34 protein-coding genes and 1 tRNA gene are annotated in these 25,573 nt (G+C 62.4%); 12 read left to right on the top strand and 23 right to left on the bottom strand.

All coding sequences use genetic code 11. The features are described 5' to 3' along the window. Positions 1–26: 26 nt before the first annotated feature. Entirely contained in the window at positions 27–896 is an 870-nt protein-coding gene (locus ACZ5C7_RS20630) for a deoxyribonuclease IV (RefSeq protein WP_464378129.1), read from the top strand. 98 nt (positions 897–994) lie between these two features. Here the strand turns inward: ACZ5C7_RS20630 and ACZ5C7_RS20635 are convergent, their stop codons facing one another. Further along, complete coding sequence (locus ACZ5C7_RS20635; RefSeq protein ID WP_464378130.1) at positions 995–1,243, bottom strand: amphi-Trp domain-containing protein; 249 nt, start codon at positions 1,241–1,243, stop codon at positions 995–997. 146 nt (positions 1,244–1,389) lie between these two features. Between ACZ5C7_RS20635 and ACZ5C7_RS20640 the strand changes: the two genes are divergently transcribed. Beyond that, entirely contained in the window at positions 1,390–2,199 is an 810-nt protein-coding gene (locus ACZ5C7_RS20640; protein WP_464378131.1) for a class I SAM-dependent methyltransferase, read from the top strand. A 4-nt stretch (positions 2,200–2,203) separates the two neighbouring features. Here ACZ5C7_RS20640 and ACZ5C7_RS20645 read toward each other — a convergent pair whose 3' ends face one another. Beyond that, on the bottom strand, positions 2,204–2,395 hold the full coding sequence (locus tag ACZ5C7_RS20645) for a hypothetical protein (protein WP_464378132.1): 192 nt from the start codon (positions 2,393–2,395) through the stop codon (positions 2,204–2,206). Between the two features lie 91 nt (positions 2,396–2,486). Then, positions 2,487–3,149, bottom strand: coding sequence for a DUF7095 family protein (locus tag ACZ5C7_RS20650; RefSeq protein WP_464378133.1), 663 nt, complete (start codon positions 3,147–3,149; stop codon positions 2,487–2,489). 145 nt (positions 3,150–3,294) lie between these two features. Between ACZ5C7_RS20650 and ACZ5C7_RS20655 the strand changes: the two genes are divergently transcribed. Together ACZ5C7_RS20655 and ACZ5C7_RS20660 are read left to right on the top strand one after the other, a co-directional pair. Beyond that, positions 3,295–3,561, top strand: a complete 267-nt coding sequence (locus tag ACZ5C7_RS20655; protein ID WP_464378134.1) for a hypothetical protein — start codon at positions 3,295–3,297, stop codon at positions 3,559–3,561. 179 nt (positions 3,562–3,740) lie between these two features. Then, entirely contained in the window at positions 3,741–4,460 is a 720-nt protein-coding gene (locus ACZ5C7_RS20660) for an alpha/beta fold hydrolase (RefSeq protein ID WP_464378135.1), read from the top strand. 58 nt (positions 4,461–4,518) lie between these two features. Here the strand turns inward: ACZ5C7_RS20660 and ACZ5C7_RS20665 are convergent, their stop codons facing one another. Next, positions 4,519–4,743, bottom strand: a complete 225-nt coding sequence (locus tag ACZ5C7_RS20665) for a hypothetical protein (RefSeq protein WP_464378136.1) — start codon at positions 4,741–4,743, stop codon at positions 4,519–4,521. Between the two features lie 150 nt (positions 4,744–4,893). On the opposite strand from ACZ5C7_RS20665, the gene ACZ5C7_RS20670 reads away from it, so the two are divergent. Together ACZ5C7_RS20670 and ncsA are read left to right on the top strand one after the other, a co-directional pair. Next, positions 4,894–5,139, top strand: a complete 246-nt coding sequence (locus ACZ5C7_RS20670) for a hypothetical protein (RefSeq protein WP_464378137.1) — start codon at positions 4,894–4,896, stop codon at positions 5,137–5,139. Between the two features lie 206 nt (positions 5,140–5,345). Then, positions 5,346–6,311 (top strand): tRNA 2-thiolation protein NcsA, encoded by a 966-nt coding sequence (ncsA, locus tag ACZ5C7_RS20675; RefSeq protein ID WP_464378138.1) that lies wholly within the window; start codon positions 5,346–5,348, stop codon positions 6,309–6,311. Positions 6,312–6,642: 331 nt separating this feature from the next. On the opposite strand, the gene ftsZ is transcribed toward ncsA, so the two are convergent. From ftsZ to ACZ5C7_RS20690, 3 genes are all read right to left on the bottom strand, one after another. Next, positions 6,643–7,824 carry a cell division protein FtsZ gene (ftsZ, locus tag ACZ5C7_RS20680; RefSeq protein ID WP_464378139.1) on the bottom strand — a complete coding sequence of 394 codons (1,182 nt, stop codon included), beginning with the start codon at positions 7,822–7,824 and terminating at the stop codon, positions 6,643–6,645. 2 nt (positions 7,825–7,826) lie between these two features. Continuing rightward, positions 7,827–8,006: a ribbon-helix-helix domain-containing protein gene (locus ACZ5C7_RS20685; protein ID WP_464378140.1), complete on the bottom strand. Its 180-nt coding sequence runs from the start codon at positions 8,004–8,006 to the stop codon at positions 7,827–7,829. A gap of 188 nt (positions 8,007–8,194) precedes the next feature. Then, entirely contained in the window at positions 8,195–8,797 is a 603-nt protein-coding gene (locus tag ACZ5C7_RS20690) for a double zinc ribbon domain-containing protein (protein ID WP_464378141.1), read from the bottom strand. Positions 8,798–8,920: 123 nt separating this feature from the next. Between ACZ5C7_RS20690 and ACZ5C7_RS20695 the strand changes: the two genes are divergently transcribed. Then, positions 8,921–8,994: transfer RNA gene (locus tag ACZ5C7_RS20695), tRNA-Tyr, on the top strand. 275 nt (positions 8,995–9,269) lie between these two features. Here ACZ5C7_RS20695 and ACZ5C7_RS20700 read toward each other — a convergent pair. The 3 genes from ACZ5C7_RS20700 to ACZ5C7_RS20710 form a co-directional block, all read right to left on the bottom strand. Further along, positions 9,270–9,497, bottom strand: a complete 228-nt coding sequence (locus ACZ5C7_RS20700; RefSeq protein ID WP_464378142.1) for an Mn2+/Fe2+ transporter — start codon at positions 9,495–9,497, stop codon at positions 9,270–9,272. 257 nt (positions 9,498–9,754) lie between these two features. Then, positions 9,755–9,964 (bottom strand): hypothetical protein, encoded by a 210-nt coding sequence (locus tag ACZ5C7_RS20705; RefSeq protein WP_464378143.1) that lies wholly within the window; start codon positions 9,962–9,964, stop codon positions 9,755–9,757. 550 nt (positions 9,965–10,514) lie between these two features. Then, positions 10,515–11,747, bottom strand: coding sequence for an FAD-dependent oxidoreductase (locus tag ACZ5C7_RS20710; protein ID WP_464378144.1), 1,233 nt, complete (start codon positions 11,745–11,747; stop codon positions 10,515–10,517). Positions 11,748–11,956: 209 nt separating this feature from the next. On the opposite strand from ACZ5C7_RS20710, the gene ACZ5C7_RS20715 reads away from it, so the two are divergent. Next, positions 11,957–12,091, top strand: a complete 135-nt coding sequence (locus ACZ5C7_RS20715; protein WP_464378145.1) for a hypothetical protein — start codon at positions 11,957–11,959, stop codon at positions 12,089–12,091. A gap of 275 nt (positions 12,092–12,366) precedes the next feature. Continuing rightward, positions 12,367–12,750 (top strand): DUF5789 family protein, encoded by a 384-nt coding sequence (locus ACZ5C7_RS20720; protein ID WP_464378146.1) that lies wholly within the window; start codon positions 12,367–12,369, stop codon positions 12,748–12,750. Positions 12,751–12,871: 121 nt separating this feature from the next. Here the strand turns inward: ACZ5C7_RS20720 and ACZ5C7_RS20725 are convergent, their stop codons facing one another. The 13 genes from ACZ5C7_RS20725 to ACZ5C7_RS20785 form a co-directional block, all read right to left on the bottom strand. Further along, positions 12,872–13,066, bottom strand: a complete 195-nt coding sequence (locus tag ACZ5C7_RS20725; RefSeq protein WP_464378147.1) for a cold-shock protein — start codon at positions 13,064–13,066, stop codon at positions 12,872–12,874. Positions 13,067–13,203: 137 nt separating this feature from the next. After that, on the bottom strand, positions 13,204–14,103 hold the full coding sequence (locus tag ACZ5C7_RS20730; protein WP_464378148.1) for an adenosylcobinamide amidohydrolase: 900 nt from the start codon (positions 14,101–14,103) through the stop codon (positions 13,204–13,206). 36 nt (positions 14,104–14,139) lie between these two features. Further along, positions 14,140–15,198: an aminotransferase class I/II-fold pyridoxal phosphate-dependent enzyme gene (locus ACZ5C7_RS20735; RefSeq protein WP_464378149.1), complete on the bottom strand. Its 1,059-nt coding sequence runs from the start codon at positions 15,196–15,198 to the stop codon at positions 14,140–14,142. Then, positions 15,188–16,228, bottom strand: coding sequence for a nicotinate-nucleotide--dimethylbenzimidazole phosphoribosyltransferase (locus ACZ5C7_RS20740; protein WP_464378150.1), 1,041 nt, complete (start codon positions 16,226–16,228; stop codon positions 15,188–15,190). Before ACZ5C7_RS20740 ends, ACZ5C7_RS20735 begins: the two co-directional genes overlap by 11 nt. Further along, entirely contained in the window at positions 16,219–16,839 is a 621-nt protein-coding gene (locus ACZ5C7_RS20745; RefSeq protein WP_464378151.1) for an NTP transferase domain-containing protein, read from the bottom strand. The genes ACZ5C7_RS20740 and ACZ5C7_RS20745 overlap by 10 nt, the downstream gene beginning before the upstream one ends. Further along, positions 16,839–17,597 (bottom strand): adenosylcobinamide-GDP ribazoletransferase, encoded by a 759-nt coding sequence (gene cobS / locus ACZ5C7_RS20750; protein WP_464378152.1) that lies wholly within the window; start codon positions 17,595–17,597, stop codon positions 16,839–16,841. The genes ACZ5C7_RS20745 and cobS overlap by 1 nt, the downstream gene beginning before the upstream one ends. After that, positions 17,590–18,609: an adenosylcobinamide-phosphate synthase CbiB gene (cbiB, locus tag ACZ5C7_RS20755; RefSeq protein ID WP_464378153.1), complete on the bottom strand. Its 1,020-nt coding sequence runs from the start codon at positions 18,607–18,609 to the stop codon at positions 17,590–17,592. The genes cobS and cbiB overlap by 8 nt, the downstream gene beginning before the upstream one ends. A gap of 34 nt (positions 18,610–18,643) precedes the next feature. Continuing rightward, on the bottom strand, positions 18,644–19,297 hold the full coding sequence (locus tag ACZ5C7_RS20760; RefSeq protein WP_464378154.1) for an HAD family hydrolase: 654 nt from the start codon (positions 19,295–19,297) through the stop codon (positions 18,644–18,646). A gap of 271 nt (positions 19,298–19,568) precedes the next feature. After that, positions 19,569–20,180, bottom strand: coding sequence for a translation initiation factor IF-2 subunit beta (locus ACZ5C7_RS20765; protein WP_464378155.1), 612 nt, complete (start codon positions 20,178–20,180; stop codon positions 19,569–19,571). A gap of 146 nt (positions 20,181–20,326) precedes the next feature. After that, on the bottom strand, positions 20,327–20,734 hold the full coding sequence (locus tag ACZ5C7_RS20770) for a hypothetical protein (protein WP_464378156.1): 408 nt from the start codon (positions 20,732–20,734) through the stop codon (positions 20,327–20,329). 2 nt (positions 20,735–20,736) lie between these two features. Then, positions 20,737–20,997, bottom strand: coding sequence for an AbrB/MazE/SpoVT family DNA-binding domain-containing protein (locus tag ACZ5C7_RS20775; protein WP_464378157.1), 261 nt, complete (start codon positions 20,995–20,997; stop codon positions 20,737–20,739). A gap of 44 nt (positions 20,998–21,041) precedes the next feature. Further along, entirely contained in the window at positions 21,042–21,995 is a 954-nt protein-coding gene (locus tag ACZ5C7_RS20780) for a formyltransferase family protein (RefSeq protein ID WP_464378158.1), read from the bottom strand. Continuing rightward, entirely contained in the window at positions 21,992–22,999 is a 1,008-nt protein-coding gene (locus ACZ5C7_RS20785; protein WP_464378159.1) for a polysaccharide deacetylase family protein, read from the bottom strand. The genes ACZ5C7_RS20780 and ACZ5C7_RS20785 overlap by 4 nt, the downstream gene beginning before the upstream one ends. Before the next feature lie 136 nt (positions 23,000–23,135). On the opposite strand from ACZ5C7_RS20785, the gene ACZ5C7_RS20790 reads away from it, so the two are divergent. The 3 genes from ACZ5C7_RS20790 to ACZ5C7_RS20800 all read left to right on the top strand — a co-directional run bounded on the left by ACZ5C7_RS20790 (position 23,136) and on the right by ACZ5C7_RS20800 (position 25,566). Next, on the top strand, positions 23,136–23,834 hold the full coding sequence (locus ACZ5C7_RS20790; RefSeq protein ID WP_464378160.1) for a class I SAM-dependent methyltransferase: 699 nt from the start codon (positions 23,136–23,138) through the stop codon (positions 23,832–23,834). A gap of 123 nt (positions 23,835–23,957) precedes the next feature. Further along, positions 23,958–24,236, top strand: coding sequence for a hypothetical protein (locus tag ACZ5C7_RS20795; protein WP_464378161.1), 279 nt, complete (start codon positions 23,958–23,960; stop codon positions 24,234–24,236). A 136-nt stretch (positions 24,237–24,372) separates the two neighbouring features. Beyond that, positions 24,373–25,566 carry a redox-regulated ATPase YchF gene (locus tag ACZ5C7_RS20800; RefSeq protein ID WP_464378162.1) on the top strand — a complete coding sequence of 398 codons (1,194 nt, stop codon included), beginning with the start codon at positions 24,373–24,375 and terminating at the stop codon, positions 25,564–25,566. Positions 25,567–25,573 lie beyond the last annotated feature (7 nt).

The following is a 25,573-nucleotide window of genomic DNA, read 5'->3' on the forward strand; positions in this document are numbered from 1 at the left end:
TCACGGCTCGGTACTGACGAGAATCCATGAAGGTCGGCGCACACGTTTCGATTTCCGGTTCGCGTGTTTCCTCGGACGAAGAGACTCCACCCTATAGCGACATTCGGAACGCGGTCCACCGTCAGGTCGCGTTCGGCGGCAACTGCGGGCAGGTCTTTACGACCTCGCCGCAAGTCTGGGCCCAGCCCGAAATCGGCGAGGACGCCGCCGAGGGGTTCCAGGACGAAACCGAGGAACTGCTCGATGGGCCGTGGGTGATCCACTCGGCGTACCTGGTCAACCTCTGTACGCCCAAAGAGGACCTCCGTCGAAAATCAAAAGAGAGCATGCAGGCCGAACTCGACGCGGCCGATCGACTCGATATCCCCTACGTAAACGTCCATCTGGGCGCACACACGGGAGCTGGCGTCGAAGGCGGTCTCGACAACGCCGCGGGCGTCATCGACGACCTCGACGTTCCCGAGGACGTGACGATCCTCATCGAATCCGACGCGGGAAGCGGCACGAAACTCGGCGGCGAGTTCGAGCACCTCGCGGGGATCATCGACCGCACCGAGACGGATATCGGCATCTGCATCGACACCGCTCACACGCTCGTCGCGGGTAACGATCTCACGACGCCGGAGGCCGTCGACGAAACCGTCGGCCGGTTCGACGACGAGGTCGGCTTAGAGCACCTCGAGTACATCCATCTCAACGACTCGAAACACGATGTCGGCACGCACAAGGACGAACACGCTCACATCGGCGAGGGCTACATCGGTGAGGACGGCATGAAGGCGATCGTCAACCACCCCGATCTACGGGAATTGCCGTTCGCACTCGAGACGCCGACCGAGGACGGCCGCGGCTTCGCCTGGAACATCGAGAAAGTCAGGGAACTGCGCGAGGAATAAGAGCCGAAACCGCGGGCTGATCACCCAGTCCAAATTTTCCACGCTCCGAACCGATCAGCCGTCGCGAACGGCACTGCGAACCGCCGTTCGAGACGATCTTAGGTGTCTTCTTGCACTTCCCACGCCAGCTCGAGCGTGATCTCTTCTCGAGCGCCCCCGAGCATCGGCGACCGCTCCTCGGCCTCGATGGAGTACTCGATCGACGATGCCGGCGACAGCGCAACCATCTTGTTCCCGATTCGAATCTCCGCGACGTCGTCGTTTCGAAGCTCTCGAGCAAGTTCCTGTACCAGGTCCGACGCTTCTTCCCGTGCGATTTCGTCTTCGTAGGAGGTCGTATCGCCCATAGGGAACGACCACCGATCTATCGGAAATAGGTTGGCCGCGAATCCGCAGGCCCGGCCGCGAGCGACGGTCCGCTCCTCGACGGAGTGAGACTCCCCGCCCGGCCCGAACCGACCCGCTTTTACTCGAGACGCCGCAGTATCCACTCGTGCGCGAGTTTGCAGCCGAGTACCTGCGTCGAACCCGCGAGGGGATGTGGGACGACTCCCGGGACGCGCTCGCTCCGCTGGCTCTCGAGTCGAAAGACCGAATCCTCGACGTCGGCTGTGGGACCGGCGAGTTGAGCCGAGTTCTCGCAGCCGAGTCCCCGGGGACCGTCATCGGCTGTGACGTCGATTCGACGCTCCTCGAGACCGCCCGAACGCGAAACGGCGTTTCGTCGGTCGCCGGAAACGCCCTCGAACTTCCGTTTCCCGACGACACCTTCGATCTGGTCGTCTGTCAGGCGCTGTTGATCAACCTCCCCGAGCCAGCCGCGGCGGTTTCGGAGTTCGCCCGCGTCTCGAGCGATCTCGTCGCGGCGATCGAACCCGATAACGCCGCCGTCGAAATCGACTCGAGCGTCGACCGCGAGGAACGGCTCGAACGGCGGGCTCGTCGGGCCTACCTCGACGGCGTCGGAACGGACGTTACGCTGGGTGGCGACGCGAACGAGGCTTTCGAATCTGCGGGTCTCGAGGTGTGCAAAACGCGGTCGTACGACCACGTTCGGACGATCTCTCCACCTTACGAGGAACACGCACTTACTGTCGCCCGCCGAAAAGCGACGGGCGCTGGACTGGCCGATGACAGAGAGACGCTCCTCGCCGGCGAGTTGACCGAAACGGAGTACGGAGATCTCAGGAGTTCCTGGCGCGAGATGGGGCGGTGCGTGATCGACCAGATGCAGACGGAATCGTATCGGCGATCGGAGCGCGTTCCGTTTTACGTTACGGTCGGGCGCGCCGACGACCGATGATCAGTTATTCCTCTCGATAGCCCGACAAAGAGGCGAGGACACCGAGAAAGCCGATAACGACGATCAGAATGCCCGAGAGCGGATCGATTAGCCCTAACAGTCCGAGGACGGAACCGGTGACGACGAGACCGACGTTCGCAAACAGCGCGACCCGCGGCGTGAGTATTCTTCCGACCATCGACGATGCACTGCTCATACGAACAGGTCACGGAGCGACGGCAAAGACGTTTCGTCACGCGAACATTCCCGGAAACGTTGAAAACGGCGGAATCGATCACGCGTGCCGATTAGACGACATCGCCGCGAATCGTCACGCCCTCCTGGTTGGCCCGCCACTCGTGGACGGCCTGTGCAGCTTCACCCGCCTCCGGTTCGTCCATTCCGAGCATCTCGAGGGCCGACGAGAGCGTCGGGAGCGCGAGGTCGCTCTCGCGGAGTTTTCGAAACGCCTCGTCGCTGCGCGTGCCGTCGACCCAGAGACAGACGCCCCGCGGATCGAGCAACTGGGTGTAGTCTTCTCGAAGCTTCGCGCCCCGTAGTCGCTGCGTGACGTTGTCCTCGAAGGACGTATTACACACCTCGAGGTGAACCGGTTCGTCTTCCGGAAGCAAGTGCGCCGCGAGGCACTTCTCGGGTGCGGCGTGACCGTTCCGATTCGCCCGAAGGAATTCGGGGAACTCGTCCGCCCACTCGGTGCGAACCGACTTGCCGACGCCGTCGACGTCGTAGGAATCCTCGGTCTCCTCGACCGCCGGTCGGTGACCCGAGTTCTCCCGCATGAGTACGTCTTTCGTGAGGTAGATATCGAGCCGTTCGACGGGGTCGAGTCCCAGGGCCACATCCCCGAACGCCCACACCTCGCGGACGGGGACCGGCATGGGATCGTCCTCGACGGTATCGACGACGTTCTCGAGTCGATCGACCGCCGTAGAACGGTCAAATCCAGTCATTATGCCTCGTAGGGGCTCGATGCGCAAAATCGTTTCTTCGCGCGCTCGAGGAATCCCGGCACGAATAACCGTTCGTTTCCGGCGAAGGGAGTCTCGGAAACACCGGACAGAAGGCCTTTATATCAACCATACTGAAAATCCATCGATGGACGAGTCAGCCCCTCCAGGCGACGGTGGAGACGACCGCGGCCTCGAGAATCGCCGACAGTACGAGATCCTTCGACGCGCCATCGAAGACGCCCTGTTGAGCGTCATTGGAACGGTAGTTTTGCTCGCGTTCGCGTTCAGTTTCTTCTCCGTCGGTGCCTTCATCGTAATCGACGGCGGAACGACACCGGCCTTCGCGATCGGCGGGACGATGATGGCCGTCGGAGCCCTCGGTGCCGCTATTCTCCTCGATCTGTTCCCATAGGAGAATAGTGTCGCAGATCCCGTGTTCTCGTACGATCTGCTGTAACGATTTACCGTCCCAACCGCAGGACGGGCGCGGTTGAACCGGAAATGACGGACAGCAGTTCGTATCAGAGATCGATCCGCAACCGCTTGTGTCAAGAGCGCAGATTTTTGGTTCCGCCCGACGAACGGACGAGTATGAGACATCGGATCTTCAACGAGGGCAGCGACGACGACCTAGTCTTCATCATGGGCTGGGGGAATCGCTGGACCCACGAAAACGTGAGCTGGCTCATCGGGAAGCTCGCTGACGCCGGATTTCGAATCCACGCCTTCGAGCTCCCGACGAACATCGAGGACTTCAAAGCCGACTGGCTCGAGCCAGTCGTCGAGTACGTCATCGATCTGGACGGCTACCAGCTGCTCGGACACAGCGCCGGTGCGCTCGTCGGACAGGCCCTCGACGGGGCGGAAAACCACGTCTATCTGAGCCCCTGGTGGGGTTACAGCGAAGATCACCCCGAATTCGCCCTCGAGCTCGTCGAGAAAATCCCGACGGGCTTCCCGTTCGTTCCCTTCGGCGGGATGGGAAAGACCGAACTCGGAAGTCTCGCGACGGATCACCAGATCGCGACGACCCCCGAGTGGGTCTCACCGGCGTTCATCCGGGAGACGCGACGAGCACAACAGGAGCTACTCACGATCGACCACGACGCGGTCGTCTTCTGTTCGCTCCGCGACCCGGTCATTAGCCTTCGACCGATCGGCGAGCGTGTACCGTCAGAACACGTCGTGCTCTACAGCGGCGGTCACGAACTGTTTTCCTCCAAACCCCGCGAACGCTACGTCGACACTCTCATCGACGCTCTAAAAGACGGGGCCGAAGCCGTCGAAGACCGCCCGGCCGTTCCGGCCTGATCGATAGCGACACTCGAACACCTGTCGCTCCGTTTTCTCGACAAGAAGCAACGACTGACTAGTCGCCGAGTGCGCCGACCAGCGCGCGAAATTGCGTCGGACCGTGCTCGAGCAGTGCCCGCGGAAAGCCGCCTCGAGCGTTCGCCAGCGCGGTGATGAGCCCACCGGCCGGATCGTCGAAGAGTCCGGTTCCGTGACCGACGAGAATCCGTGACGGATCGAGGCCTGTAAACGCTTCGAACGGCGGCGTCGGGCGGCAGAACTCCGAGGCGCTCCGGGCCAACCGTATACAGTGGTGCGGTTCCGAGCAAGTCGGGGATGTACAGCGTGTCGTCGCTCTCGCGATAGGCGACCCCCTCGGACCACCCGGGTATCGGCCCGACCTGTTCGACGGCGAACCCGGACGAGCCGAGTTCGCTCTCGTAATACTCGAGTGGCACCTCGAGGCGTTCCGGCACGCGTCATCCACGAGGGAACGGAGACGGGAACGTCGTACCGCCGCGCGAACGCCGCCGAATCTCGAGCGTGGTATCGCGAACAGACCGCGATCCCGGCAACGTCGCCGAGCGCGTCGATCTCCTCGTCGATACCGGGCGCGTCTAACGGGTCGAACAGCCAGACGCCGCCGTCGTCGCCGACGAACGCGTGGCTCGCACGCAGTCCCGTCTCCTGGGGATGAGCCAGCCAGCCGAAGCCGCTGTCGAACGTATCGATCATCCGGTAGCCACTCGAGTCCGACCGGTCGTACATGACCATCTCCTCGAGAGAGTGGGAGGTGTTAGCCCATAGACGTTTCGCCGCCATCGTCCGAAACCGAATCAAGGAGTTTCGAGAACACCGTTGGAGACGAAACCGACATACACCCGGACCGACTAGGCGCTCACAATGGAGTGTAACCGGTGTGAGGAGCCCTCGGTCATGCACGCCGCGTACTCGGGAGCCCACCTCTGTGAGGCTCACTTTCGCGAATCGGTCGAAAAGCGCGTCCGTCGCAGAGTTCGTCGGGACGACCTCGTCCCCCACGACGCCACGCCCGAAAACCCGCAGACGTGGGTAATCGGCCTCTCCGGCGGCAAAGACAGCGTCGTGCTTACCCAAATCCTCCACGACACCTTCGAGGAAGACCCGCGCATCGAACTCGTCGGATTGACCATCCACGAAGGGATCGAAGGGTATCGCGACAAATCCGTCGACGCCTGCGTCGACCTGTCCGACGACCTCGAGATCCGCCACGAAGTCGTCAGCTACGCCGAGGAGTTCGGCGTCGAGATGGACGATGTCGTCGAAGACGACCCCGAAAACATGGCCGCTTGCGCCTACTGCGGGGTGTTTCGTCGAGACCTCCTCGAGGAGTACGCCGAGAAACTCGGTGCCGACCTCATGCTGACCGGCCACAATCTGGACGACGAAGCCCAAACGGCGATGATGAACTTCCTCGAGGGCGACGTCGCCCAGATCGCGAAGCACTTCGACGCCAGCCTCGGTCCGATTTCGGAACGCGAGGAGCAAGAGGAGTTCGTCCCGCGGGCCAAACCCCTTCGAGACGTTCCGGAGAAGGAGGTCGCTCTCTACGCACATCTGGAAGATCTCCCCGCACACATCACCGAGTGCCCCCACTCGAGCGAAGCCTACCGCGCCGAGATTCAGCAGCTCATCTACGACCTCGAGGAGAACCACCCGGGAACGCGACACTCGATCCTTTCGGGCTACGAGGAACTCGCCGGCATCGTCGCGGATCGCTACAACGGCGACGGCGAGGAAGGAGCCGATCTCCGCGAGTGTGTCGAGTGCGGATCGACGACGACACGCGAACGCTGCCGGAAGTGTTCGTTGTTAGACGCGCTCGTGTGATACGGTTTACTGTAAGTCATTTCCGGCGCAACCGCAGGACTGGACGCGGTTGCAACGGTTGACTCGCTTCGCTCCTCCACTGAGACTCGTCTCACACGGTTCGACTCACCACCGGTAAATTGGTGCAGTAATCCGTATGAGGCCAGCGTTGTCAGACGAATGCGTCGGATACCGTATTCGCCGTTCTATCAACGTGTTCTCGAGCGTGCACGAGATCGATCTGCGTAGACACGTTCAGGTGCCACCCCTCGAAACCGATTCCACTACGCTGGAGCAGGCTGGCTTCGCTGTTGTCGAGTAAGACGCGAGAAACGAGAATGGACTGAACGGATTATCGAATGACGTCGACGCCGTTTTTCTGCTCGACTTTGTTTCTGCCACCGTCGCTCTGGGTACCAGGATGCGAGTTTTCGACGTTTTGGCTCGCATCGAAGTCGGCTTCGTTGACCCCCTCGATACTCTGGCGGGACTTGTCCGCCTGTTTCTGCGTCGTCGGGCCGAGAACCTGCGCGCTCTGGACGCCGGTCATGATGGCCATGACGCGAACCTTACCCTTGTAGTTCTCCTGAATGCGCGCGCCCCAGATGACGTTTGCACTCGCCTCGAGTCGTTCGGTGATGTTATCCGCGATACCTTCGGCCTCTTTCAGTGTGAGATCCGGTCCACCGGTAATGTGAACGAGGCCGCCGGAGGCACCCCGATAGTCGACATCGAGCAGCGGGTGGTTCATCGCGTCGCTGACGACTTCCTGTGTCTTGTTCTTGTCCTGTGTCTCGCCGACGAGCATCACCGCGACGCCGCCCTGATTCATGATCGTGGACATATCCGCGTAGTCCAGATTGATCAGGCTCGGCTGGGTGATCGTCTCTGAAATCCCCTTGACCGTCTCGGCGATGATCTGATCCATCACCGAGAAGGCTTTGCCGATCGGGAGGTTCGGGACGTAATCGAGCAGCCGGTTGTTGTCGAGAACGATGATCGAATCGGCCTGTTCTCGGAGTTTCTCAAGGCCTTCCTCGGCTTTGACCGTCCGAGCGCGCTCGACGTTGAACGGTGTCGAGACCATTCCGACGACGATTGCGCCTTGGTCTTTCGCGATCTTCGAGACGACGGGGGCGGCACCCGTGCCGGTGCCACCGCCCATGCCAGCCGTCACGAAGACGAGGTCGGCGTCGCCGAGAACCTCTTTGATGGTGCTCTGGGCCATCTCGGTCGCACGTTCACCCATCGACGGATCGCCACCGGCACCGAGCCCGTTGGTCAGCGATTTCCCAACGAGAATCTTGGTGTCGGCCTCGATCATCTTCAGGTGTTGTTTGTCAGTGTTGATCGCGACGGTATCCGCACCGTCGACACCGATGTTATACAGCCGATTGATCGTGTTGTTGCCCGCACCACCGCAGCCAACGATCACGATTCGCGGATCGCCGAACTCGTCGTCGTCCATCGACTCGTCCATCTGACGAGCTTCGGCTTCGGCGTTGTCGAGGGCGTCTTGTACGATATCCTGCATCGTTACACCTTCGCCCAGCCGCGTTTACCCGCCTGATCGTGGCGGCCGTTTTGTTGTTCGTTGATCATCTCTCGGACGGCCGACCGGATTGCCTCGCTCCGGTTCGGAAACTCGCCCGAGTCGACCAGCTGTTCAACCTCGTCGATCTGCTGTTCCGGAATTCGCAGTGTCACACGCTCCATTGTTGTATTCCCTCTGGGTAAGACGGTGCGCCCCTGTTAGACGCTTTGTCTTACACGGTAGACCAGTTGTACGTCCGGTTTCCCGGGTTTTTGGCCTGGTGTAAGACGATCGTCTTACGCAACTATAGCAATGCTGTTGATGTGTAATAAACGTTTCGTAAGACGAGAAAAATTCCGTATTACGAAGTTCACGAATGCTGGCTGCTCGAGTCGAGCACGTCCGCCGCAGCCGTCCGACGACCGCATCCAGGACAGAACGCCCAGTCGGATCGAAGTTCGTCGCCACATTCGCAGAACAACCGGTGTGATGCCTTCTCGCCGCAGTTCGGGCAGTAAACGTGATCTCCCGAGAGGGATTCGCCGCACTGACCACACTGTTGGTCCCCGGACGGATGGCCGCCGCGATTCGCCTCTGGAGCGGACTGGGACGGTTCGGGGTGGTCGACGGCTGTGCCGGTATCGGCTGTCCGCTCTGTCTTACGTTCCTGTTGTGCGTTCTCGAGTGACACAGTGACGTTTACGTCCTGAGTCTCACGGTGACGATGCTCGGTCAACCGATCTTCGAGCAGCGTATCGACGCGCTCTCGAATGAGTTCGTCGATACTGTCGCCCTCGTGGGCAGTATCGTTTCGTGCTGGCTCGGCCTGGGTGATGGAGTCGTGGGACTGACTCGTCTCACCGCCCTCGAGGTACGTCCGAAGCGCGTCGCGCATGACTTCGCTTTTCGACGCGTCGAACGTCTCGAGTTCATCGATGAGCTCGTCGTCAGCACGAAACGTGATCTTGCTCATGAGTATCTCGATCGGATTCCTATTTTAGCCCCGACCATATGAATATTTGCCTTTGTCGGACGGTTGTCACACAGCCTTCGAATGATAACCCTTATGTCCGCCTCGTCTGCTATATTCGAGTGCCCGCCCTTAGCTCAGACTGGTAGAGCAGTCGACTGTAGATCGACTTGCCCCCCGTTCAAATCGGGGAGGGCGGACTTTTGCGACGACCAAATTCGTGAGCGAAGCGAACGACTGGTCGTCGCAAAAGGCTATCGCGACCCGATTTGAACACGCCAGTCGCAGCGCGCGAACGCAGTGAGCGTGACCGTCTGGCATCTGTTCAAATCGGGAAGGCCGGGTTACTCTTCCCATCGAACTGTGGCAAACGACCAATGCAATATTCCGTATGACAGCCACGTCCTCACGGAGTTTCGTCGCGACCGACAAGGTGAAAAACGGTGAACGATCACCGTGCGAGCGGCGCTGATCGTCAGGTGGTGTGCCTGAGCATCTCCACGCTGACGGCTATCCTGTAGAGCAAATAGAGCGCGGCAAATCCGATACCCAGCCAAACCCACGTCACTGCGGTTCCGAGGTCGTTCGTGTTTACGGGACCCGCCCAAATTCCGATGGACGTGGTGAAAAGAACGGTCGCAACCACAACAGTGGTGGTTCGAACGACATAATCAGCATAAATCTCGTCCAGTTCGTTCGACATGGGTCGAACACGTTACAGAGTGATCATCTTTCTTTCGATATTATCAATAGTACGTCCAATAGGGGACGCTCACTCCACCCGGATACTGATCAGAATTGCTTACAATCTGGGAGTTCAACGCGAAACAAGGGGGTACTCTCGGCGAGTTCCCATTCGTGGGTACCTCGAGAAGCCGCCCGTTTCCAGGACGACCAAACGGCTTCGAAAACGGCGAGTAACTCGAGGCTGCCCGTACACGCTTCAATCGAAACCCGTACTCAACTCGAGTCTTCGTCGATGCCACCGTACATCGACCAGAAGCCGAGGAGGATCGCGAAGAAGACGACGCCGATCGCGACTCGTAATCCGATCTCCTCCCAGCCTGTCGCCTCGGCGTGGACGAGTCCCCCGGCCCACCCGCCGATCAGGACAGCGAAGCCGGTCGCGGCCACGACCATTATCAGAAGTCTATCAGTGGGGACGTCCATTACTCGATTTCCGTCCCGAGACCGCTTAAACGGCCAGCCTGAACTGGCCACGTCGGACGCCTGATCGTGCCTCGTATTCGACGGAAACCACCAACCGATGAGTGCGACGCCGGTGGTTGTCGCCACGGCGACGAGAAAAACGACGAGACAACTCTCCGGTCGACTCCGGCTCAGAATAATTCCCAACTCGCACGCAAAACCGGGCTCCGGTCCGTACTCGAGACGCTAATATTCGTTTCCACACTTGTCGCACTCTTTCGTGCCGGGCGTCGGGTCCGGAGGTCGCTTGACCTTCTTTTCGTTGTACAGACACTGCGGACAGAGTTGCATCGTCATACGGCGTCCACCTCTCGAGGACAGCTGTCAGTCTCGAGTGGTGGCACCGATACGAGAAAAGCATCGGTAGAGTCGCCTCCCCCTAGCATATACGTTCCCATGTAGATCAATTCCTTTGGGAACGAAAGTATATGTATCGGCCAACGTATCGAGAGAGTATCCTTTCTGGCCGCTATCTCGACTTTCTGACCGCCATCTCGAGTCTCGCCAATCGCTAACTAACGAGATCCGTATCCGTCGGGCCCTGGCCGTCGAATTCCCGAACGTACTCGTCCAACTTCGCAGGGTCGTTCGCGTTCGGCAGTTGAACCTCGGCCGTCAAACACTGGGCGTCGACTCCCAGTTTCTCACAGACGAGGTCCGTCGTCGATTCGGCCATCTCCCTGTACGTCGTGAGCTTTCCGCCGACGATACTGACGAAGTTCTCGACGCCGTCGTCGGCGTGGTCCAGTCGAACGAACCCCCTCGAAATCCCTCGCCCGCCTCGAGTCGCTTCGTCGGACTCGTACAGCGGCCTGACACCCCACCAGGTTCTGGTGACGGTTCGATCGCTGACGTCCGGAAGCAGCTTCGAACACTCCGTAACCGTCCGTTCGACCTCCCACTCGGCCTGCTCGTAGTTGTCGGGATCGCTGACCGGAACGCTCGTCGTGCCGAGGACGACCTCCTCGTCGTGGGGGACGATGATATCTCCGTCGTCGGGATCGCGACAGCGGTTAAGTACCGGCTCGAGGTCGTCGTACTCGACCGAGATCATGACGCCTCTCGTCGGTCGCATCTCGATCGAGACCCCCGCAAGCTCACCGATCTGTCCCGCGTGCGCTCCGGTGGCGTTTACGACGACGGAGGGTTCGATCGTTCCGTCGATGTCGCCGCCGATCGAAACTCGCGCGATTTCCGTCTCGCCGTGTTCGCCTTCCTCGAGCGTCATCGACGTCACCGGCGCGTGTGTCAGGATTTCCGCGCCGTGATCGCGCGCATCGGCGGCGTTTGCCGCGACCAGTCTCGAAGGAATCACGACCCCGTCGGGGACCCACATCGCGCGTTCGACGTCGTGGTTGAGTTCCGGAATCTCAGCCCGAATCTCGGTTCCGTCCACGACCTCCGTCGGGATTCCGATCTCCTCGCACGCGGCGAGCTTCTCGTCGAAATACGCCGGATCGTCGCCGGCGAGTTGGACGAACAACCCTCGAGTGTGTCGGACGCATTCGCCGCCGATCGCTCGCAGGATCCGGTTTTCTCGGAGGCACTCTCGTGCGCCCGCTTCGTCGGCCTCGGCGTAGCGCGCGCCGCTGTGGAGGAGTCCGTGTGATCGACCCGACGCGCCCGAACTGAGACCGTCGCGCTCAACCAGCGTCACGTCCACGTCTCGGAGCGCGAGGTCTCTGGCGATTCCTGTGCCGGTCGCACCGCCGCCAATAACGAGAACGTCCGTCCGAGTGTTCATGGGTGAGTCAGACACTGCAGACGGACATATGTTTCACTCGAGTACGCATACGCTCGAGAATCGGGGTACCCTGCGGTAGCAAGCGGTAGGTGATGGTGTGATGGTGGCTGCCACCGCAGGGTGGGTACACTATCCGCGGACGGTTGTAAGGGTCGTCGTCGAAGGCAAGACGTGATTCGCCGGGTTCGAAGTCGAAGGAAGAAAAGAGAGTGACGGCACGAATCGGTGCTCACTCGACGGTTGGCTCGAGGCAATCGAACGCGAACACCGAAGCGATGGGGATGGATGCCGTCTCGTTCGGCGTGCGGTCGCGGCGGGTCTCACAACGCGACCGGGTTCGTTGATCGAACACGCCACGTGGATTCTCCTCGGAAGGTCTAAAAACCCTGTATATGACCTCTATAGAGCGCTACCGAGTACAGCATTGGTCTCGGGAAGATAGGTTTGCCTCCCCAAAATCACGGGAGACACGGGTCGGGTCGACGAGACACTCGTCGGCCCCGATACGCGCCGTCAGCCGCCGAACGCGAATTCATTACCGTGAACGACAGCCGTTTCGACCGGCCGCCACGCGCTCGCCAGCCAACCGCTTTTCAGCCCGCCGGGGATACGCTCGAGCATGTCCGAAGAACCCGACCGGGACCGTGCACAGGACAGCATCGACGACCGAAAAGCCGACCGAGCGGAGACAACCGAATCGATCCTCGGCGACGTCGAGGAGCACCTCGGCGAACTCGAGTATCCGATCACCAGCGAGGAGATCGCCTCGGAGTACGGCGGCGATCCGATGGAGCTTCCGAACGAAACCGAATCACTGGGAAGCGTCTTCGATCGGCTTGCGGGAGAAGAGTTCGACTCGGCCGAGGAGGCCCGCGAAGCCGTTTACGGCGAGATCACCGGCCAAGCCGGAGACATACACGAGGCGAACCCCGAACGCGATCTCGAGGGACTCGAAGAGCAGTCCCAGAATCCGGTCGACGAGCGCGATACGAATTCGCTGTGAGACTCGAGACGTGACGGGTTGGGCTCGCTAGTAGATGAGAGCAGTCGCTGTCGGATCGGTAGTGTTCGTCGAAAAATGCAGTCGTCATTCAGCGTCGCCGTCAGGCGACGGGGAAATCAGATTAGTTGCGGACGACGTTCGTCGCGCGGGGACCTTTCGGTGCCTGTTCGATATCGAATTCGATCTCTGTGCCTTCTTCGAGGTCCGGACCGCCAACGTCTTCCATGTGGAAGAATACGTCATCGTCCGCGTCGTCTGTCTCGATGAAACCGTAGCCGCCTGTGTCGTTGAAGAAATCAACGTTACCGTTTGCCATTACAAACAAATGTAGGGGTGCACCGCGGATAACGCTTGTGAGAGTCGCGGTACCACGACCATCATCGTCCGTTCGGCACGTTCTCCGACTCGTCGGTTGAATCCGCTCCGTTCGTCCGTAGTTCGGAAAAGAGACACTCAGTCCGGAGGAAAGACGTCTGCTTCGATATCCGTCGAAATCCCGTACTTGGCGTCCTCGAGCGAGGTGGGAAGGGTGATCGCCGTTCCGTTTTCACTGTCGACCGTGTCCGCAGTTTCGTCTTCGGCGTTGTTCTTCGTTGCAGCGGTACCCTCGACTCCGCTTCCGTCGTAATGCGCCCGCAGCGAAGCGCGAAGCGCATCCCGAACGCACGCTCGAGTCGCGCCCCCAACCGCCGTCGCCGTTCCCGAAAACTCGGTCCGGGGGCCACTGGGATCGTGTCCGACGACGACGGCGTCGCTGGTCGTTCCCGGAAATCCCGTCGTCTCGAGCAGGGTCGCGGCTTTGGCCTCCGCGGCGACGGTAAGGAGATTCGCGAGCGCACCCTCCGAAAGCGCCCGCGTCGTTCCGAGGAGAATATTCACGGTCCCGATCGACTCGTCATCCCCTTGCTCACTCAACTCATCCCCCTGCTCGCTCGTCTCACCATCCCGCGGGAGCACCCCGCCCGGCGGATCCATCGGGAGTGCAGCCGGGTTCGAAATTCCGGCAGTCACGATCGCAGTGACCGACCCGCATCGAGCACCGCGAGCGTCCGTCATGTCGACGCCGGTCAGTAACGCGGGGCCGCGGTCGTCGAATCCGACCCGCTCGAGTCGGTCGACGACGTACGTCTCGAGGTCCGTCCGCGGCCAGCCGTCGGGAACCGAGAGGTTGTACGCGGCGTTCGTCTTCCAGCGACCGCCGTTCGCGCCGCTCGAGAGCCACGCCATCCCCTCGCGGCGAAGCTGAACGACGCCATCCCGCCGGGTCGTCTCGAACGCCGTGCTTTCAGTCGAGCAACGAGTCTCGATTCGCTCGGTTGGATCGCTGGGAGTCGGATCGGGCGGCTCGGTCATCTTGTCGTCACCATCTCGGTCATCTCCGTCACCATCTCACTCGTCCTCCGGGGGGTCGACGCCCAGCGCCTCGAGGACCCGGTCGTTTCGCTTCCGATCCTTGACCGCAACCCGAATATGGGACTCGAGCGATCGGAACGTTGTCGCGTCCCTGACCGCGACGCCGCGGTCGCGTGCGGTCTCGACGATCGACGGAACGTCCTCGTCGCCGACGTCACACAGCAAGTAGGGTGCGTCCGACGGAGAGACGTCGAACCGGGACTCGAGGGCCTCGCGCATCCGCTCGCGTTCGCGTTCGACCCGCTCGCGTGTCTCCGCGACGAACGAATCCTGCTTGAGGCAGTACGCGCCGACGCGGGCCGCGGGCGTGCCGAGATTCCACGCGCGGCGAGCCGTCTCGAGCCGTTCGAGGGGCTCTCCCGAAGCCACCGCGAAGCCGGCTCGGATTCCCGGCAGTCCGAAGAGTTTGGTGAGCGAGCGGGCGACGACGACGTGCTCCCAGCGTTGTGCCGAGTTCCGTACCCGATCGACCACGGAGGGGCGATCGGTGAATCCGAGAAACGCCTCGTCGACGAGCAGCGTCGTCCCCGCCTCCCCGCAGCGGTTCGCAAACGTCTCGAGCGCGTCCAGTTCCGCGGCGTCACCCGTGGGATTGTTCGGCGTACAGACCACCGCGAGCGCACAGGATTCGAGCAGGTTCGTCGTCGCCTCGAGCATCGCGTCGTGGGGGGCAAAGACGGGGGCTGCTCCCTGCAGTTGGACCTCCCTGGCGTACTCCCCGAAGCTCGGGTAGGGAAGAAGTACCCTGTCACCGGGATCGAGGGTCGTCTCCATCGCGAGCCGAATCGCGGCCAGCCCGCCCGGCGTGGGAACGACGTTCTCGGCCTCGCAGCCGACGTACTCGGCGGCCGTCGCCCGAAACTCGGGATACTCGTCGTCCGGATAGCGACGCGAATCCTCGAGCGCGTCCGCGTAGACCTCCTCGACACCCTCGGGGACGAACGGGTTCGTGTTCGCCGATGCGTCGAGGATCTCTGGATCGGGTTCCCCGCCGTGGGGAACCCGGTCGCCGTCTCGAACCGAGTCAGGATCCATGGGTCGTTCCGTCGTTCGTGTCGGAGGGGCGTTCCCCGCCTCCGGATGCTTCGATGCCGAGTCGATCACAGACGATTTCGAGGCGGTCTCTGACCGCGAACATCTTCTCGTCGGGAACGAGCGAGAGCGCGCCGCCCATCGCGACGCCCTCTTTGGCCTCGCCGGCGCAGTATCGCTCCATCGCGACGTGGTCCGCCTCGTCGAAACCGGGATCGGTGACCGTCAGCTCACAATCCAGACGAAAACAGGCTTCTCCGAGCGAACCGGCCTGTTCGTCGGCGACGAAGGACGTGGTGGCCAGAGAGAGCTCGTCGTCGATGCCGCCGTGGCGCAACAGAGCGGCGACGGTCACCATCTGGGTTCCGCCGGCCAGCGTCACCGACGTTCCCGTCTCGAGCGCTCCCGCAGCGACGCCCATCGTCGCAGCCTGGACCGGATCTCCGACTCGTCGAATCGCCTCGAGCGGCCGATCCGTACAGTCGCCGATCTCGAGACCGCTCGCCGCGAGCGCCTCGTCGACGACGCCGCGTTTGCGCTCGATCGGGTTCGTTGGAAGCGACGATGACACGCTCGAGGGCTCGCCGAGCGCCGTGAGGACGCCGAGTGCGGTCGTCGTCCCACCGGGAATCGTCTCACCGACCAGGATTTCGTCGTCCGGAAGACCCGCGCCGAACGCCCGAGCGCGGTCGTAGATCGCCGCCGCGTCGGGAACGGCCTCCGGGGATCGAATATCGTTTCCGGGGGTCGCCTCGAGCGACACTGTCGGCGCGGCCGTCGACTCGGGGATCCCCGCATCGAGGACCGTCAGGTCGAACCCGACGACTTCCCTGACGGCTCGCGTGATCGCAGCGGGCGTCGGACAGCCGTTGGGACTGACCGGCGTCACTGGCGATGCCGTCGGCTCGCCGTAGACGACGATTTCGGCGTCCGCGGGCGGCGTGTGCGCCATCAACTCGGGCGTGGCACCGGCCGCGCTGATGCCGTCGATCAGCGCCGTTTCGGTGCCGCCGGCGGCGAGGATTACTCGCACGGGTCACCCCGCTTTCCGGCCCGATCCGATCGAATTTGCTCGCCAGCTCGAGCCGATCGAATTTCGGACGCAACTCGCGTCTCTTCCAGTCGATTCACGTTAATCGCCAGTCGCGGGTCGTAACTTACATGAGTCATATCTTGAGAAGTTGCGCCGACGATGTTGACCCCAGTCGGCACCAGGTGGGGTGTGTCCTCGAGTCGCGAGTCGATACGGACGCCCAGTCGACGTTTCAGCGCCGCGGGGACGCAGATCGTCCTGGAGCCAGTATCGTTGCCGTAGCGCTCGAGGATGCGGTCGAGGACGGTTTCCTCGAGCGCGGGAAGATCCGCGGCCACCGTCAATACCGGCGGCGTTAGTTCCGGCTTCTCGAGGGCGCTCATCAGGTCCGTGACGTATCCGTCACCGGCGGTCTCGATCGTGTTAATTTCGTCGACGGGCTCGAGGTGGGTCGCCGTCTCGGTCGCGTTCGGCGAGACTGCGGCGTGGATCGACTCGACGCGGCTCCATTCGAGCGCTTGACAAACGTGGTCGACCATCGGCGTCCCGTCGATCGGGTGAAGCGGTTTCTCGTGTGGACTCTCGAGACGAGTGCCTCGCCCGCCACACATCACAAGAGCATCCACGCGATCACCCCGGCGTGGATAGCGGCGACGCGTCCGATTTCGTTTGCGGCACCGAAGATGTCACCGTTGATGCCACCGAGGTGACGCACCGCGAGGAACCACGCCAGTCCGACACCCAGAAGCGCTCCACCCGCGGTCGCGGCCGCGGTGGGAGTCGGCCACGTGAGGCCGATCATCGAGATCGCGACGAGCAGCGAGATACCGAACCCGAGGGGCCCGACCGCGCCGGTGAGCGTTCCGCCCATCCCTTCGTATTCCGTGCTTCCGAGACAGGCCATCGCCGCCAATCCGAGTTTCGTGCTTATCTCCGCGACGACGACGATTCCGGCGGCGGTGAGCGCGTCGAGTTCGGTGAGTGCGAGCGCGCCGAATGCGAGTCCTGCCACGACGAGCGAAACGGCGAGGATCGCGCCGACACCCGCCGTCGTATCTTTCAACACCTCCCTCCGTCGGTCGACGTCACCGTGGACGGCCAGCGCGTCGCCCAGGTCCGCCACGCCGTCGAGGTGGTGGATTCCGGTTACCGCGTACACTGCGAGGAGAAATCCGAACGCCACCGCCGGCGCTGGGAAAGATCCTGAGATGAGCACGGGAATCGCAACGAGCCATCCGACGACGTATCCGACGATCGGGAAGGTCCACGGTCTGGAGAGAAAGGCGTCCCAATCGCCCTCGGCTTGCGGGACGGGAAGTCGGGTGAGAAAACCGAATGCGCCCCGAAGCGCACTAATCCACTTATTCATTATATCCTACCTTTTCCCAGGGAAAGGTAATTGCTTCGAGTTCGAGCGACGACTCGAGTCCGAACGTAGCGAGTTGGCCGTCGATCACAGCCGTCGTCGCTGCCAGCAAAACGGCGATAACGACGGCGACGACGGCCGCGGATTCGACCGCCGTGACGGCTCGCTCCCCGTCCGCGACGGACGGGAGTTCGGTCCCGGGCCCGTCGTTGAGAACGTACGCGCCCGGCTTCTCGAGCCGAACCGAGAGGGCGCAGGCGAGCGTGGCCATCGGCCAACCCGAGTTGGGCGACGACGGAACGCGAGCCCACCGACGGGCCCGCCCCAATGCGCCCGGCTCGGCAGCCGCCACCGCGAGACAGACCGCGCTCACTCGCGCCGGAACCCACATCACGAGGTCGTCGAGACGCGCGCTCGCGGTTCCGATCGGCTTCGATCGGTAGCCGAGCATCGAATCGAGCGTGTTGACGCCCTTGACCCAGGCCGCGGCTCCGACCGCGACCGGCAACGAGATGGGAGCCAGCACCGCAAACGGGAGCAACGCTGCCACGAACCCGTCCGAGAGATTTTCGGCGGCGCTCTCGGTCGCCGCGCTTCGAATCTGGGCCGGCGACAGGGCAGTCGCATCTCGGCCGGCGAGCCCCCGAAGTTCCTCGCGGGCTCGTTCGAGGTCCGATTCCGTCGCCTCGAGGACGGATCCGGTAAGCTCGAGGAGGAGCCGCAGGCTGGTCGACGAAAAGAGAACGAGCGCGGCGGCGAGCGCGCCGAGTGCCGGGTTGACGGTGGCCATTGTGAGAACGGCGAGCCCGGCGAAGACGGCGGGAACGAGCGGCAGGACGAGCGCGATGACGACGCCGATTCGGCGCTGCCGGCGGTCGTCGCCGCCCCAATTCCGGTCGACCGAACCGACGAGTCGACCGAACCACGCGACGGGATGGAGCCTGTTCGGCGGCTCTCCGACCAGCAGGTCGAGGGCGAACGCCAGCGCGAGGACCGCAAGCGTCGTCAGGGGCATCGGAGCCCCTCCGTCGAGCGGGGTCCACACCGATTCACTCCCACGGTCGACCCCCCTCGAGTAGCTCCGGAACCTCCTCGAGCGTGACGCCGCCTGGTGCACTATCGTCGAGCAACAGCGCGGTTCCGCCGACGGCCTCGACGCCGCCGTCGGTCGCCGGGTCGTCGCCGACGTGGACGAGTTCCGACGGCTCGACGCCGAGCCGATCCGCGGTCACCTCGAATATCTCGGGTGCGGGTTTTCGCCAGCCGCAGCCGACGCTGGTCACGACGGCGTCGAAGTCGTCTCGGCTCAGGTCGGCTCTGACCAGCGTTCGACCGACGAGCTCCGGAACGCTACAGTTCGAGCAGAGGCCGACCGGGCCCGGTCCGTGCGCTCGAGCGGCTTCGAGGGCTGCTCGAGCGCCGTCTCTGGTCTCGACGTCGGGATCGAAGGCGGCCACGACGGCCCGTCGGGCGGCGTTGGACGGACAGTCCTCCCCGCGGCTCGCGAGCGCTCGAGCGACGTGGGCCGGGAGGGGGACCTCCGCTCCGTCGGGTGCGTCGATGTGCATTTCGGTGTATGCATCGTCCCAGTCGGGCGGCACGTCGACGCCTCGCTCCTCGAGTTCCTCGGCGACCGCCGCCGCCGGATCGTCGGGTTTCGTCGCCGTCACGAGCGTGTCGAACAGATCGAACGTAACTCCCACGTGCGTGTAACTGGAACAAGCTGACTTTAGTTTCGCGGTCGGCCGCCGCTCTTCAGGACGAGTCGGAGAGAAACGACCCGCGAGCGGCGAGTCGGTCTCCCTCGAGTTACGAGAAAGTAACACCGAACTCGAGGGAGACCCAATCGCGTGAGAAAAGAGCTATCGAGAGCAAAATACTAGCGGTCGAAACCGGCCGCCAGAAACCGACATACGACGTTTGGAAAACCCTACAGACCGATTCCGACAGATCGCACGGACTGATTCCGACAGATTAGTCGCGCCGAGCGAACGCGAGGTTGCCCGAAATGTTCTTGATGTAGATGTCGACCACGTCACCTTCCTCCGCGCCGGGGACGAAAATCGTGTACTTGCCTTTCTCCGCCACACCGTCTCCCTTGCGACCCGTGCCGGTGATCTCGACGGTGTAGGTCTGGCCCTCTTCGACGGCGTCGCGCTGTTGTTGTTGCTGGGCGCTTGAGGAGCGTTTGGTGACGGGACGGAACGCACCGCAGGCGTCACAGCGGAGCATCGGCGTACGGTCCTCGCGGACGAGACGGGTGTCCGGCAGGCCACACTCCGAACAGAGGACGTACTCCTCGACGTAGGCGTCGACGACGGCGTCGAAGTCCGACTGGGAAAAGGTCCCGTTGTACCGTGCGCGGCCTCCCTCGAGTTTCCCGCTGGTACCCAGTTCTCGCTGGACGAACCGGTGGAAGTGCTCGGTCTCTCGAGAGAGCACATCTGCGACGTCACCGATGTTTGTAAAGCGGGTGAACGCACCGTCTTTCTGGGGCTGTGCATCGGGAATCTGTAACCGTTCTTCGTCGCCCCCGATATCGGGGACGTTCTCCATCGCTCGGTCGAGACTCGATTCGTAATCCATATCCGGGCAAAAGCCGCGGGAACGTAAATCCGTTCTGCTATGGTGTTCGTGGTTCGAGTGGGGCCGTTTGCCCCGCCGCTAGATACCCAACTGGACCCTCAGAAATAGCGCCAGCGACAGTACCGACGAAGACAACGACGAACCGCTTATTCCCAAACGGTGTTGATCTCGGCCTCTCGGACGGGTCCGTCAGATGTAATGACTGCGTCAGTCTCCTGTGCACGGTGACTCGCAACGATCATGGCATCATGAATACGCAATTCGTCGACTACCTGCACATATTCGACGAGTTCGGTCTCAGCAACTGGAGCAACCGATACTGGACCGTTTCCGACAAGCGCTTGGCGAGCGTCATCGGGCGTCCCGGTTAACTGCACACCCCTCACATCCTTGTCTCGAGAAACTGTATAGAGGACCTCAGCAAGAGCCGTACTTGGGGCCTGAACGACCGTTTCTCCAGCCTCCGCTCGTGCAAACACGCGATCGGCACCGTCCGGGAGTCCGTCGACCAAGTATACGAGCAATGCGACCGCATCGGCAGTGTACGTCGACACGCTCAGTTCTCCTCGGAATTACGATCGCGACGGTCACGCAAGCGCTCGGAGAGTTCCTGTCCGATTTCTTCGCGTTTCTTCGCCTCGGTATCGTCTGGGACTAACAAGCCCCGAGCGTCGGTTCGTGTCCGCTTTTTCACGACGATTCCTTCATCGGTATCCAACCAGATAACCTCGTCTCCAGGATCGATATCGTACTTCTCACGCAGGTCCTTCGGAACGGTCGCCTGCCCTTTTTCAGTAACGCGTGTGCTCTTGCTCATACGCGGTAATACGTCCTGTAATACCAAAGTTTGCGCCCGATTCGTCAAAAATGGTCGACTCGCCCACGCACGTTCTTCGCGAGAGTCCGAAACGCGAACCCGACCTCACGTCGCGATTTCGTCGAGTAGTACGACCCGAGCGACTCGGGCACAGTCGGCTCGAGGCCCGGATCTCGAAGCGCTTCGATACCGGTCGCGAGCAGTTCGGCCTCGAGTTCGTGGACCCGATCGTAGACGTCCCATAGCGTCGGACAGCCAGAGATGTCGGTCGAGTCTTCAGCGACGATTTCGCCGCCATCGATTTCCTCGGAGAGCCGCTGGAGCGTGACGCCGATTCTCGAGCGGCCGTCGACGAACACCTTCGGCGGTCCGAGGCCGCGGTATCGTCTGATATCTGCGGGGTGAAAGCTCAAAACGCCGTGGTCGGTCGCCGAAAGGATCTCGCCCCGAACGAGTCCGAACCCGAACCTGACGACGACGTCACACTGCGCCGCGGCAGCCTCGACGGCCGACTCCGGGAGCTCGTTCCAGTTGCCGTCTTCGATCGGACTCACGCGACGTATCGCCGACTCCTCGAGACAGTCTACGTCCTCGACCCGCTTTCGGTGCTCGAGCGGATGCGCTTGGCCGCCGAGCAGTTCGGCGAGCTTTCGCTCGGCGACGACCAGCGTCCAGGCCCGCTCTCGAGCGAGGAGGTTCGCGCCCAGTCGGAGCGTGTCGACGCCGAAGCCGCCGTTGACGGCCGAGGCGGCCGCATCAGGGTCGACGTCGTGGTCGTCGGAATCTGCGACGAGGACGAGCGGAATTTCGACGTCCGTTCGCTCGATCGCGCGATCGAGGGCTAACACCTGCCAGCGCTCGAGGTACGGATCGGCGAGGACGCAGACGCGCCGAGGGCCGGTTTCAGGGCCGCCTTCGGTGTCGTGGTCGTACTCACTGCGCTCGCGTTCGTCTCCGTGCGCTTGATCCGTCGTCGCTCGCGTTCGCGTTGCGGTCATTCGTTGGACGAGTCTGCCGAATGACTCTGCACTGGTTCCTCGAGGACGGCTCCGTCCCGGGCATCGGTCGGCACTTCGCCTGCGCCCTGCTCGTTCGCGAGCGTCTCGAGGCTCTCCTCGACGGTTCCGTCCGGGTGACTCGTCGCGTCGTAGAACTCCCGCGGCGGGCCGACCCACGCGCCCATCTCGAGGGCGCGTTCGATCGCCCAGCGGTAGATGCTCCCCCAGCCGGGGAAGTCCGGATCGTAAAACGTCCGCTGGTGCCAGTCGAGGACGAGGACGCCGTTTTCGTCGCGAGCCTCCTCGAGGATTCGCTCGACGTTGTCTTTGATCCCCGACATCGTCCGCGCGGATTCCATCGTCGTCTGATCCATGATCGTCCACGGGAAGACGACGAACTCGTCGTCGAACGGCCGACGCAGTTCGTAGCCGTACTGGTACTCGAGGCTGTGCGGGTCGGCCAGCGAGGTGTCGTAGTCGAGGCCGATCTCCCGGTGGTGTTCCCAGGTCTGGGGTTTCGAGAGGTTGAGGTAGTGCTGGCGGTTCCCGCGGACGGTTCGTCCCGTCGCGTCCTCGATGCGGTCTTTCTCGTAGCGAAGCCGGGCGGGATCCCTGGGCGACGTGTACGATCCCTGTAACCCGACCTCCCAGCCGCCGTTCTCGAGGCTCTCGAGCGTCGAGACCAGTTGCGGGTCGGTTACGTCGTACCGGCCGGAGTACCGACTCCAGCCCGAGAGCGTCGCCCACTCCCACTTGGGCCGTTCCGTGATGTGGCGCTCGTCGAGGACGTAAAACGCCGACCGAACGCCGAGCATCGACTCGAGGGCCATGATTCGTTCGAACTGCCAGTAGGGATTTTTCGCGGCGAGAAGCCCGGTTAGCTCCCGAGGGTCTCGTTGCTCGAGGCAGTCGAAGAGGTAATTCTGCGGGGTTTTGTAGACCCGATCGATGTCGTGAGTGAGACAAAGCGCGAACGTGTACGCGTCGTCTCCGCGTGAAGCCATACCGGAAGGTCACCCCAACGAGAACTAAATAGACACCGTCGATTTTCAGTCAGCGGACTCGAGTTTTGGCTGTCGACAGCCGACCTCTCGGGGGGACACCGATACCCCGACGGAGCGTCCATCGACCCCGAATTATATGCCACTCGGACTCGAGAATGAGTGCAACAGGCCGATGGCTTCCGACGAAATCGCACACCCGTGGTTTGCGACGTTGTACGACGCGCTTTCCCCGATGGAGCGGCTGCTGGCACCCCACCGGAACTACCTGGCTGATGGGCTCTCGGGGCGCGTCCTCGACGTGGGTACCGGTAACGGAGCCATGTTCACCCACGTCGCCGGAGACGGCGAGCGGGAAGTCGATCGATCCCTCGAGTACCACGCCATCGAACCCGATCCACACATGCGCAAGCGGGCCGATCAGGCCGCGACCGAGGCCGGACTCGAGGTGGTTCTTCGGGGCGAACGCGCGGAGTCGCTCCCCTATCCAGACGATAGCTTCGACGTGGTACTCTCCGGACTCGTCTTTTGTACGATTCAGGAACCCGACACCGCACTCGAGGAGGTCAGCCGAGTACTCAAACCCGGCGGCGAGTTCCGTTTTCTCGAGCACGTCCACGCCGACGGCTGGCAGGGTGCGGGACAAACCCTATTAAATCCGCTGTGGAAGCGGGCCGCTGGCGGCTGTCAGTTGAACCGGGAGACGGTCGAGCGGTTCGTCTGTCACGACGGATTTTCGGTCGAGGAGGTCGAACGGCTCGAGTTCGGCGTCTTTCCCGTGAACCCGGTCGTGCGGGGAACGTTGTTCCGATCACGAGAGAGTCGGCTACTCGGCTAACGGATTCCGGAACTCGTCGGTACCGACTCCCGCGAGCGCCTCGAGACAGAACCTGCGGAGAAGCGCCGCCACCCTGAAGTTGCAGGTGGAACCGTTTCACGTCTGTCCGGGATAGAATGTCACATGTCCGAACCCGATCGAGAGCCGACGGAAAAACCGACGCACGATGCGGAGGAAGCCGAGCAGGAGGGCAAGTGGATGGCTCGAAACTGGATCGGGATCGCCGTCGTCTCGATATTCATGTTGCTAGCGATCGTCATCGGAATGATGCAGGCGACCGGCGTGGTGGACGTCTTCGCTCCGTTCGCAGAGACCGAGACGCAACAGTGGGGCGTCTTCTTCGTGATCGCCCTCGCGGTGATCGCACTGGCCGCCTGGAGTTGGAAGGAAATCGTCGGGTAGTCCCTCTCGATACAATTTTTTGACGCCGTGATGAGGTCATCGCGAAACGCAAAATCAGCAACCCGTGGTACGCGATGGCGTTACACGCCAGTGACGGACAGAAACCCGTTTAGGTACCGGACGACCACAACGGACAATGAGTTACCGAATCGGACTCGTCGGCAAACCCTCTGTCGGCAAGTCCTCGTTTTTCAATGCCGCGACGATGAACGACGTCCCTGAAGGGGCGTATCCGTTTACGACGATCGACCCCAGCGTCGGCGAAGCCTACGCCCGCGTCGACTGTGCCGCACCCGAGTTCGACGAGGAGTGTACGCCGAACGTCGGCTACTGCGATCACGGTACCCGTTTCGTTCCGACGAAACTCGTCGATGTCGCCGGGCTGATCCCCGGCGCACACGAGGGGGCGGGCCTTGGCAATCAGTTCCTCACCGACCTCAACGAAACCGACGTGCTCGTCCACGTCGTCGACTTCTCGGGCGAAACCGACCTCGAGGGCGAACCCACCGAGGGCCACGATCCGCGCAAGGACATCGCCTTCCTCGAGGAGGAACTCGACCAGTGGTACTTAGACGTCCTCGGAAAGGGGATCGAACGCTACGCCTCGGGGTACACGACCGAAGACGACGCCATCGAGGAGGAGCTCGCCGAACAGATGAGCGCGTTCAAGACCAACGAAGACGAGATCAAGCGCCTGATTCGTCGGGTCGACGTCGGCTTCGAACCCGAGGAGTGGGACGACGAGGACGAACTCGAGTTGGCTCGCGAAATCCGCAAGGAGACCAAGCCGATGGTGATCGCGGCGAACAAGATGGATACGCCCGAAGCGCAGGACAACTACGAGGAGATCACGAGCGATCCCGAGTACGAGCACCTGACGATCGTTCCCTGTAGCGCCCACGCCGAAAAGGCGCTCAAGTCCGCCGACAAGTCCGGCGTCGTCGACTACCGACCCGGCGATGAGGACTTCGAAATCACGGATGACGTCTCCGGCTCGCAGGAGCAAGGCCTAGAGCAGATCCGGGACTTCCTCTCCGAGTACGGCGCAACGGGCGTCCAGGCCGCCCTCGAGACGGCGCTGTTCGACGTACTCGGCGTGATTCCGGTGTTTCCCGGCGGCGCGAACGGGCTGGGCAACGAACGCGGCGAGGTGTTGCCCGACTGCTACCTGATCGATCCGAACTCGACCGCGGAGGACTTCGCCTACAGCCTGCACTCGGACATCGGCGACGGCTTCCTCTACGGGACGGACTGCCGGACGAACCGACAGCTCGGCAAGGACTACGAGGTCGAGCCGCGAGACGTAATCGAGATAACGACGACGAACTGAAAGTTGG

This window comes from Halostagnicola alkaliphila (genome assembly GCF_055379965.1).

Coding starts and splice junctions, on each gene's coding strand:
- ACZ5C7_RS20655 (WP_464378134.1), top strand. CDS start 3,295: ATGGACGAGTCAGCCCCTCCAGGCGACGGTGGAGACGACCGCGGCCTC.
- ncsA (WP_464378138.1), top strand. CDS start 5,346: ATGGAGTGTAACCGGTGTGAGGAGCCCTCGGTCATGCACGCCGCGTAC.
- ACZ5C7_RS20725 (WP_464378147.1), bottom strand. CDS start 13,066: ATGGCAAACGGTAACGTTGATTTCTTCAACGACACAGGCGGCTACGGT.
- ACZ5C7_RS20720 (WP_464378146.1), top strand. CDS start 12,367: ATGTCCGAAGAACCCGACCGGGACCGTGCACAGGACAGCATCGACGAC.
- cobS (WP_464378152.1), bottom strand. CDS start 17,597: ATGAATAAGTGGATTAGTGCGCTTCGGGGCGCATTCGGTTTTCTCACC.
- ACZ5C7_RS20645 (WP_464378132.1), bottom strand. CDS start 2,395: ATGAGCAGTGCATCGTCGATGGTCGGAAGAATACTCACGCCGCGGGTC.
- ACZ5C7_RS20690 (WP_464378141.1), bottom strand. CDS start 8,797: ATGAGCAAGATCACGTTTCGTGCTGACGACGAGCTCATCGATGAACTC.
- ACZ5C7_RS20650 (WP_464378133.1), bottom strand. CDS start 3,149: ATGACTGGATTTGACCGTTCTACGGCGGTCGATCGACTCGAGAACGTC.
- ACZ5C7_RS20730 (WP_464378148.1), bottom strand. CDS start 14,103: ATGACCGAGCCGCCCGATCCGACTCCCAGCGATCCAACCGAGCGAATC.
- ACZ5C7_RS20635 (WP_464378130.1), bottom strand. CDS start 1,243: ATGGGCGATACGACCTCCTACGAAGACGAAATCGCACGGGAAGAAGCG.
- ACZ5C7_RS20785 (WP_464378159.1), bottom strand. CDS start 22,999: ATGGCTTCACGCGGAGACGACGCGTACACGTTCGCGCTTTGTCTCACT.
- ACZ5C7_RS20775 (WP_464378157.1), bottom strand. CDS start 20,997: ATGAGCAAGAGCACACGCGTTACTGAAAAAGGGCAGGCGACCGTTCCG.
- ACZ5C7_RS20800 (WP_464378162.1), top strand. CDS start 24,373: ATGAGTTACCGAATCGGACTCGTCGGCAAACCCTCTGTCGGCAAGTCC.
- ACZ5C7_RS20705 (WP_464378143.1), bottom strand. CDS start 9,964: ATGGACGTCCCCACTGATAGACTTCTGATAATGGTCGTGGCCGCGACC.
- ACZ5C7_RS20735 (WP_464378149.1), bottom strand. CDS start 15,198: ATGGATCCTGACTCGGTTCGAGACGGCGACCGGGTTCCCCACGGCGGG.
- ACZ5C7_RS20790 (WP_464378160.1), top strand. CDS start 23,136: ATGCCACTCGGACTCGAGAATGAGTGCAACAGGCCGATGGCTTCCGAC.
- ACZ5C7_RS20710 (WP_464378144.1), bottom strand. CDS start 11,747: ATGAACACTCGGACGGACGTTCTCGTTATTGGCGGCGGTGCGACCGGC.
- ACZ5C7_RS20660 (WP_464378135.1), top strand. CDS start 3,741: ATGAGACATCGGATCTTCAACGAGGGCAGCGACGACGACCTAGTCTTC.
- ACZ5C7_RS20630 (WP_464378129.1), top strand. CDS start 27: ATGAAGGTCGGCGCACACGTTTCGATTTCCGGTTCGCGTGTTTCCTCG.
- cbiB (WP_464378153.1), bottom strand. CDS start 18,609: ATGCCCCTGACGACGCTTGCGGTCCTCGCGCTGGCGTTCGCCCTCGAC.
- ACZ5C7_RS20765 (WP_464378155.1), bottom strand. CDS start 20,180: ATGGATTACGAATCGAGTCTCGACCGAGCGATGGAGAACGTCCCCGAT.
- ACZ5C7_RS20795 (WP_464378161.1), top strand. CDS start 23,958: ATGTCCGAACCCGATCGAGAGCCGACGGAAAAACCGACGCACGATGCG.
- ACZ5C7_RS20685 (WP_464378140.1), bottom strand. CDS start 8,006: ATGGAGCGTGTGACACTGCGAATTCCGGAACAGCAGATCGACGAGGTT.
- ACZ5C7_RS20700 (WP_464378142.1), bottom strand. CDS start 9,497: ATGTCGAACGAACTGGACGAGATTTATGCTGATTATGTCGTTCGAACC.
- ACZ5C7_RS20780 (WP_464378158.1), bottom strand. CDS start 21,995: ATGACCGCAACGCGAACGCGAGCGACGACGGATCAAGCGCACGGAGAC.
- ftsZ (WP_464378139.1), bottom strand. CDS start 7,824: ATGCAGGATATCGTACAAGACGCCCTCGACAACGCCGAAGCCGAAGCT.
- ACZ5C7_RS20745 (WP_464378151.1), bottom strand. CDS start 16,839: ATGTGTGGCGGGCGAGGCACTCGTCTCGAGAGTCCACACGAGAAACCG.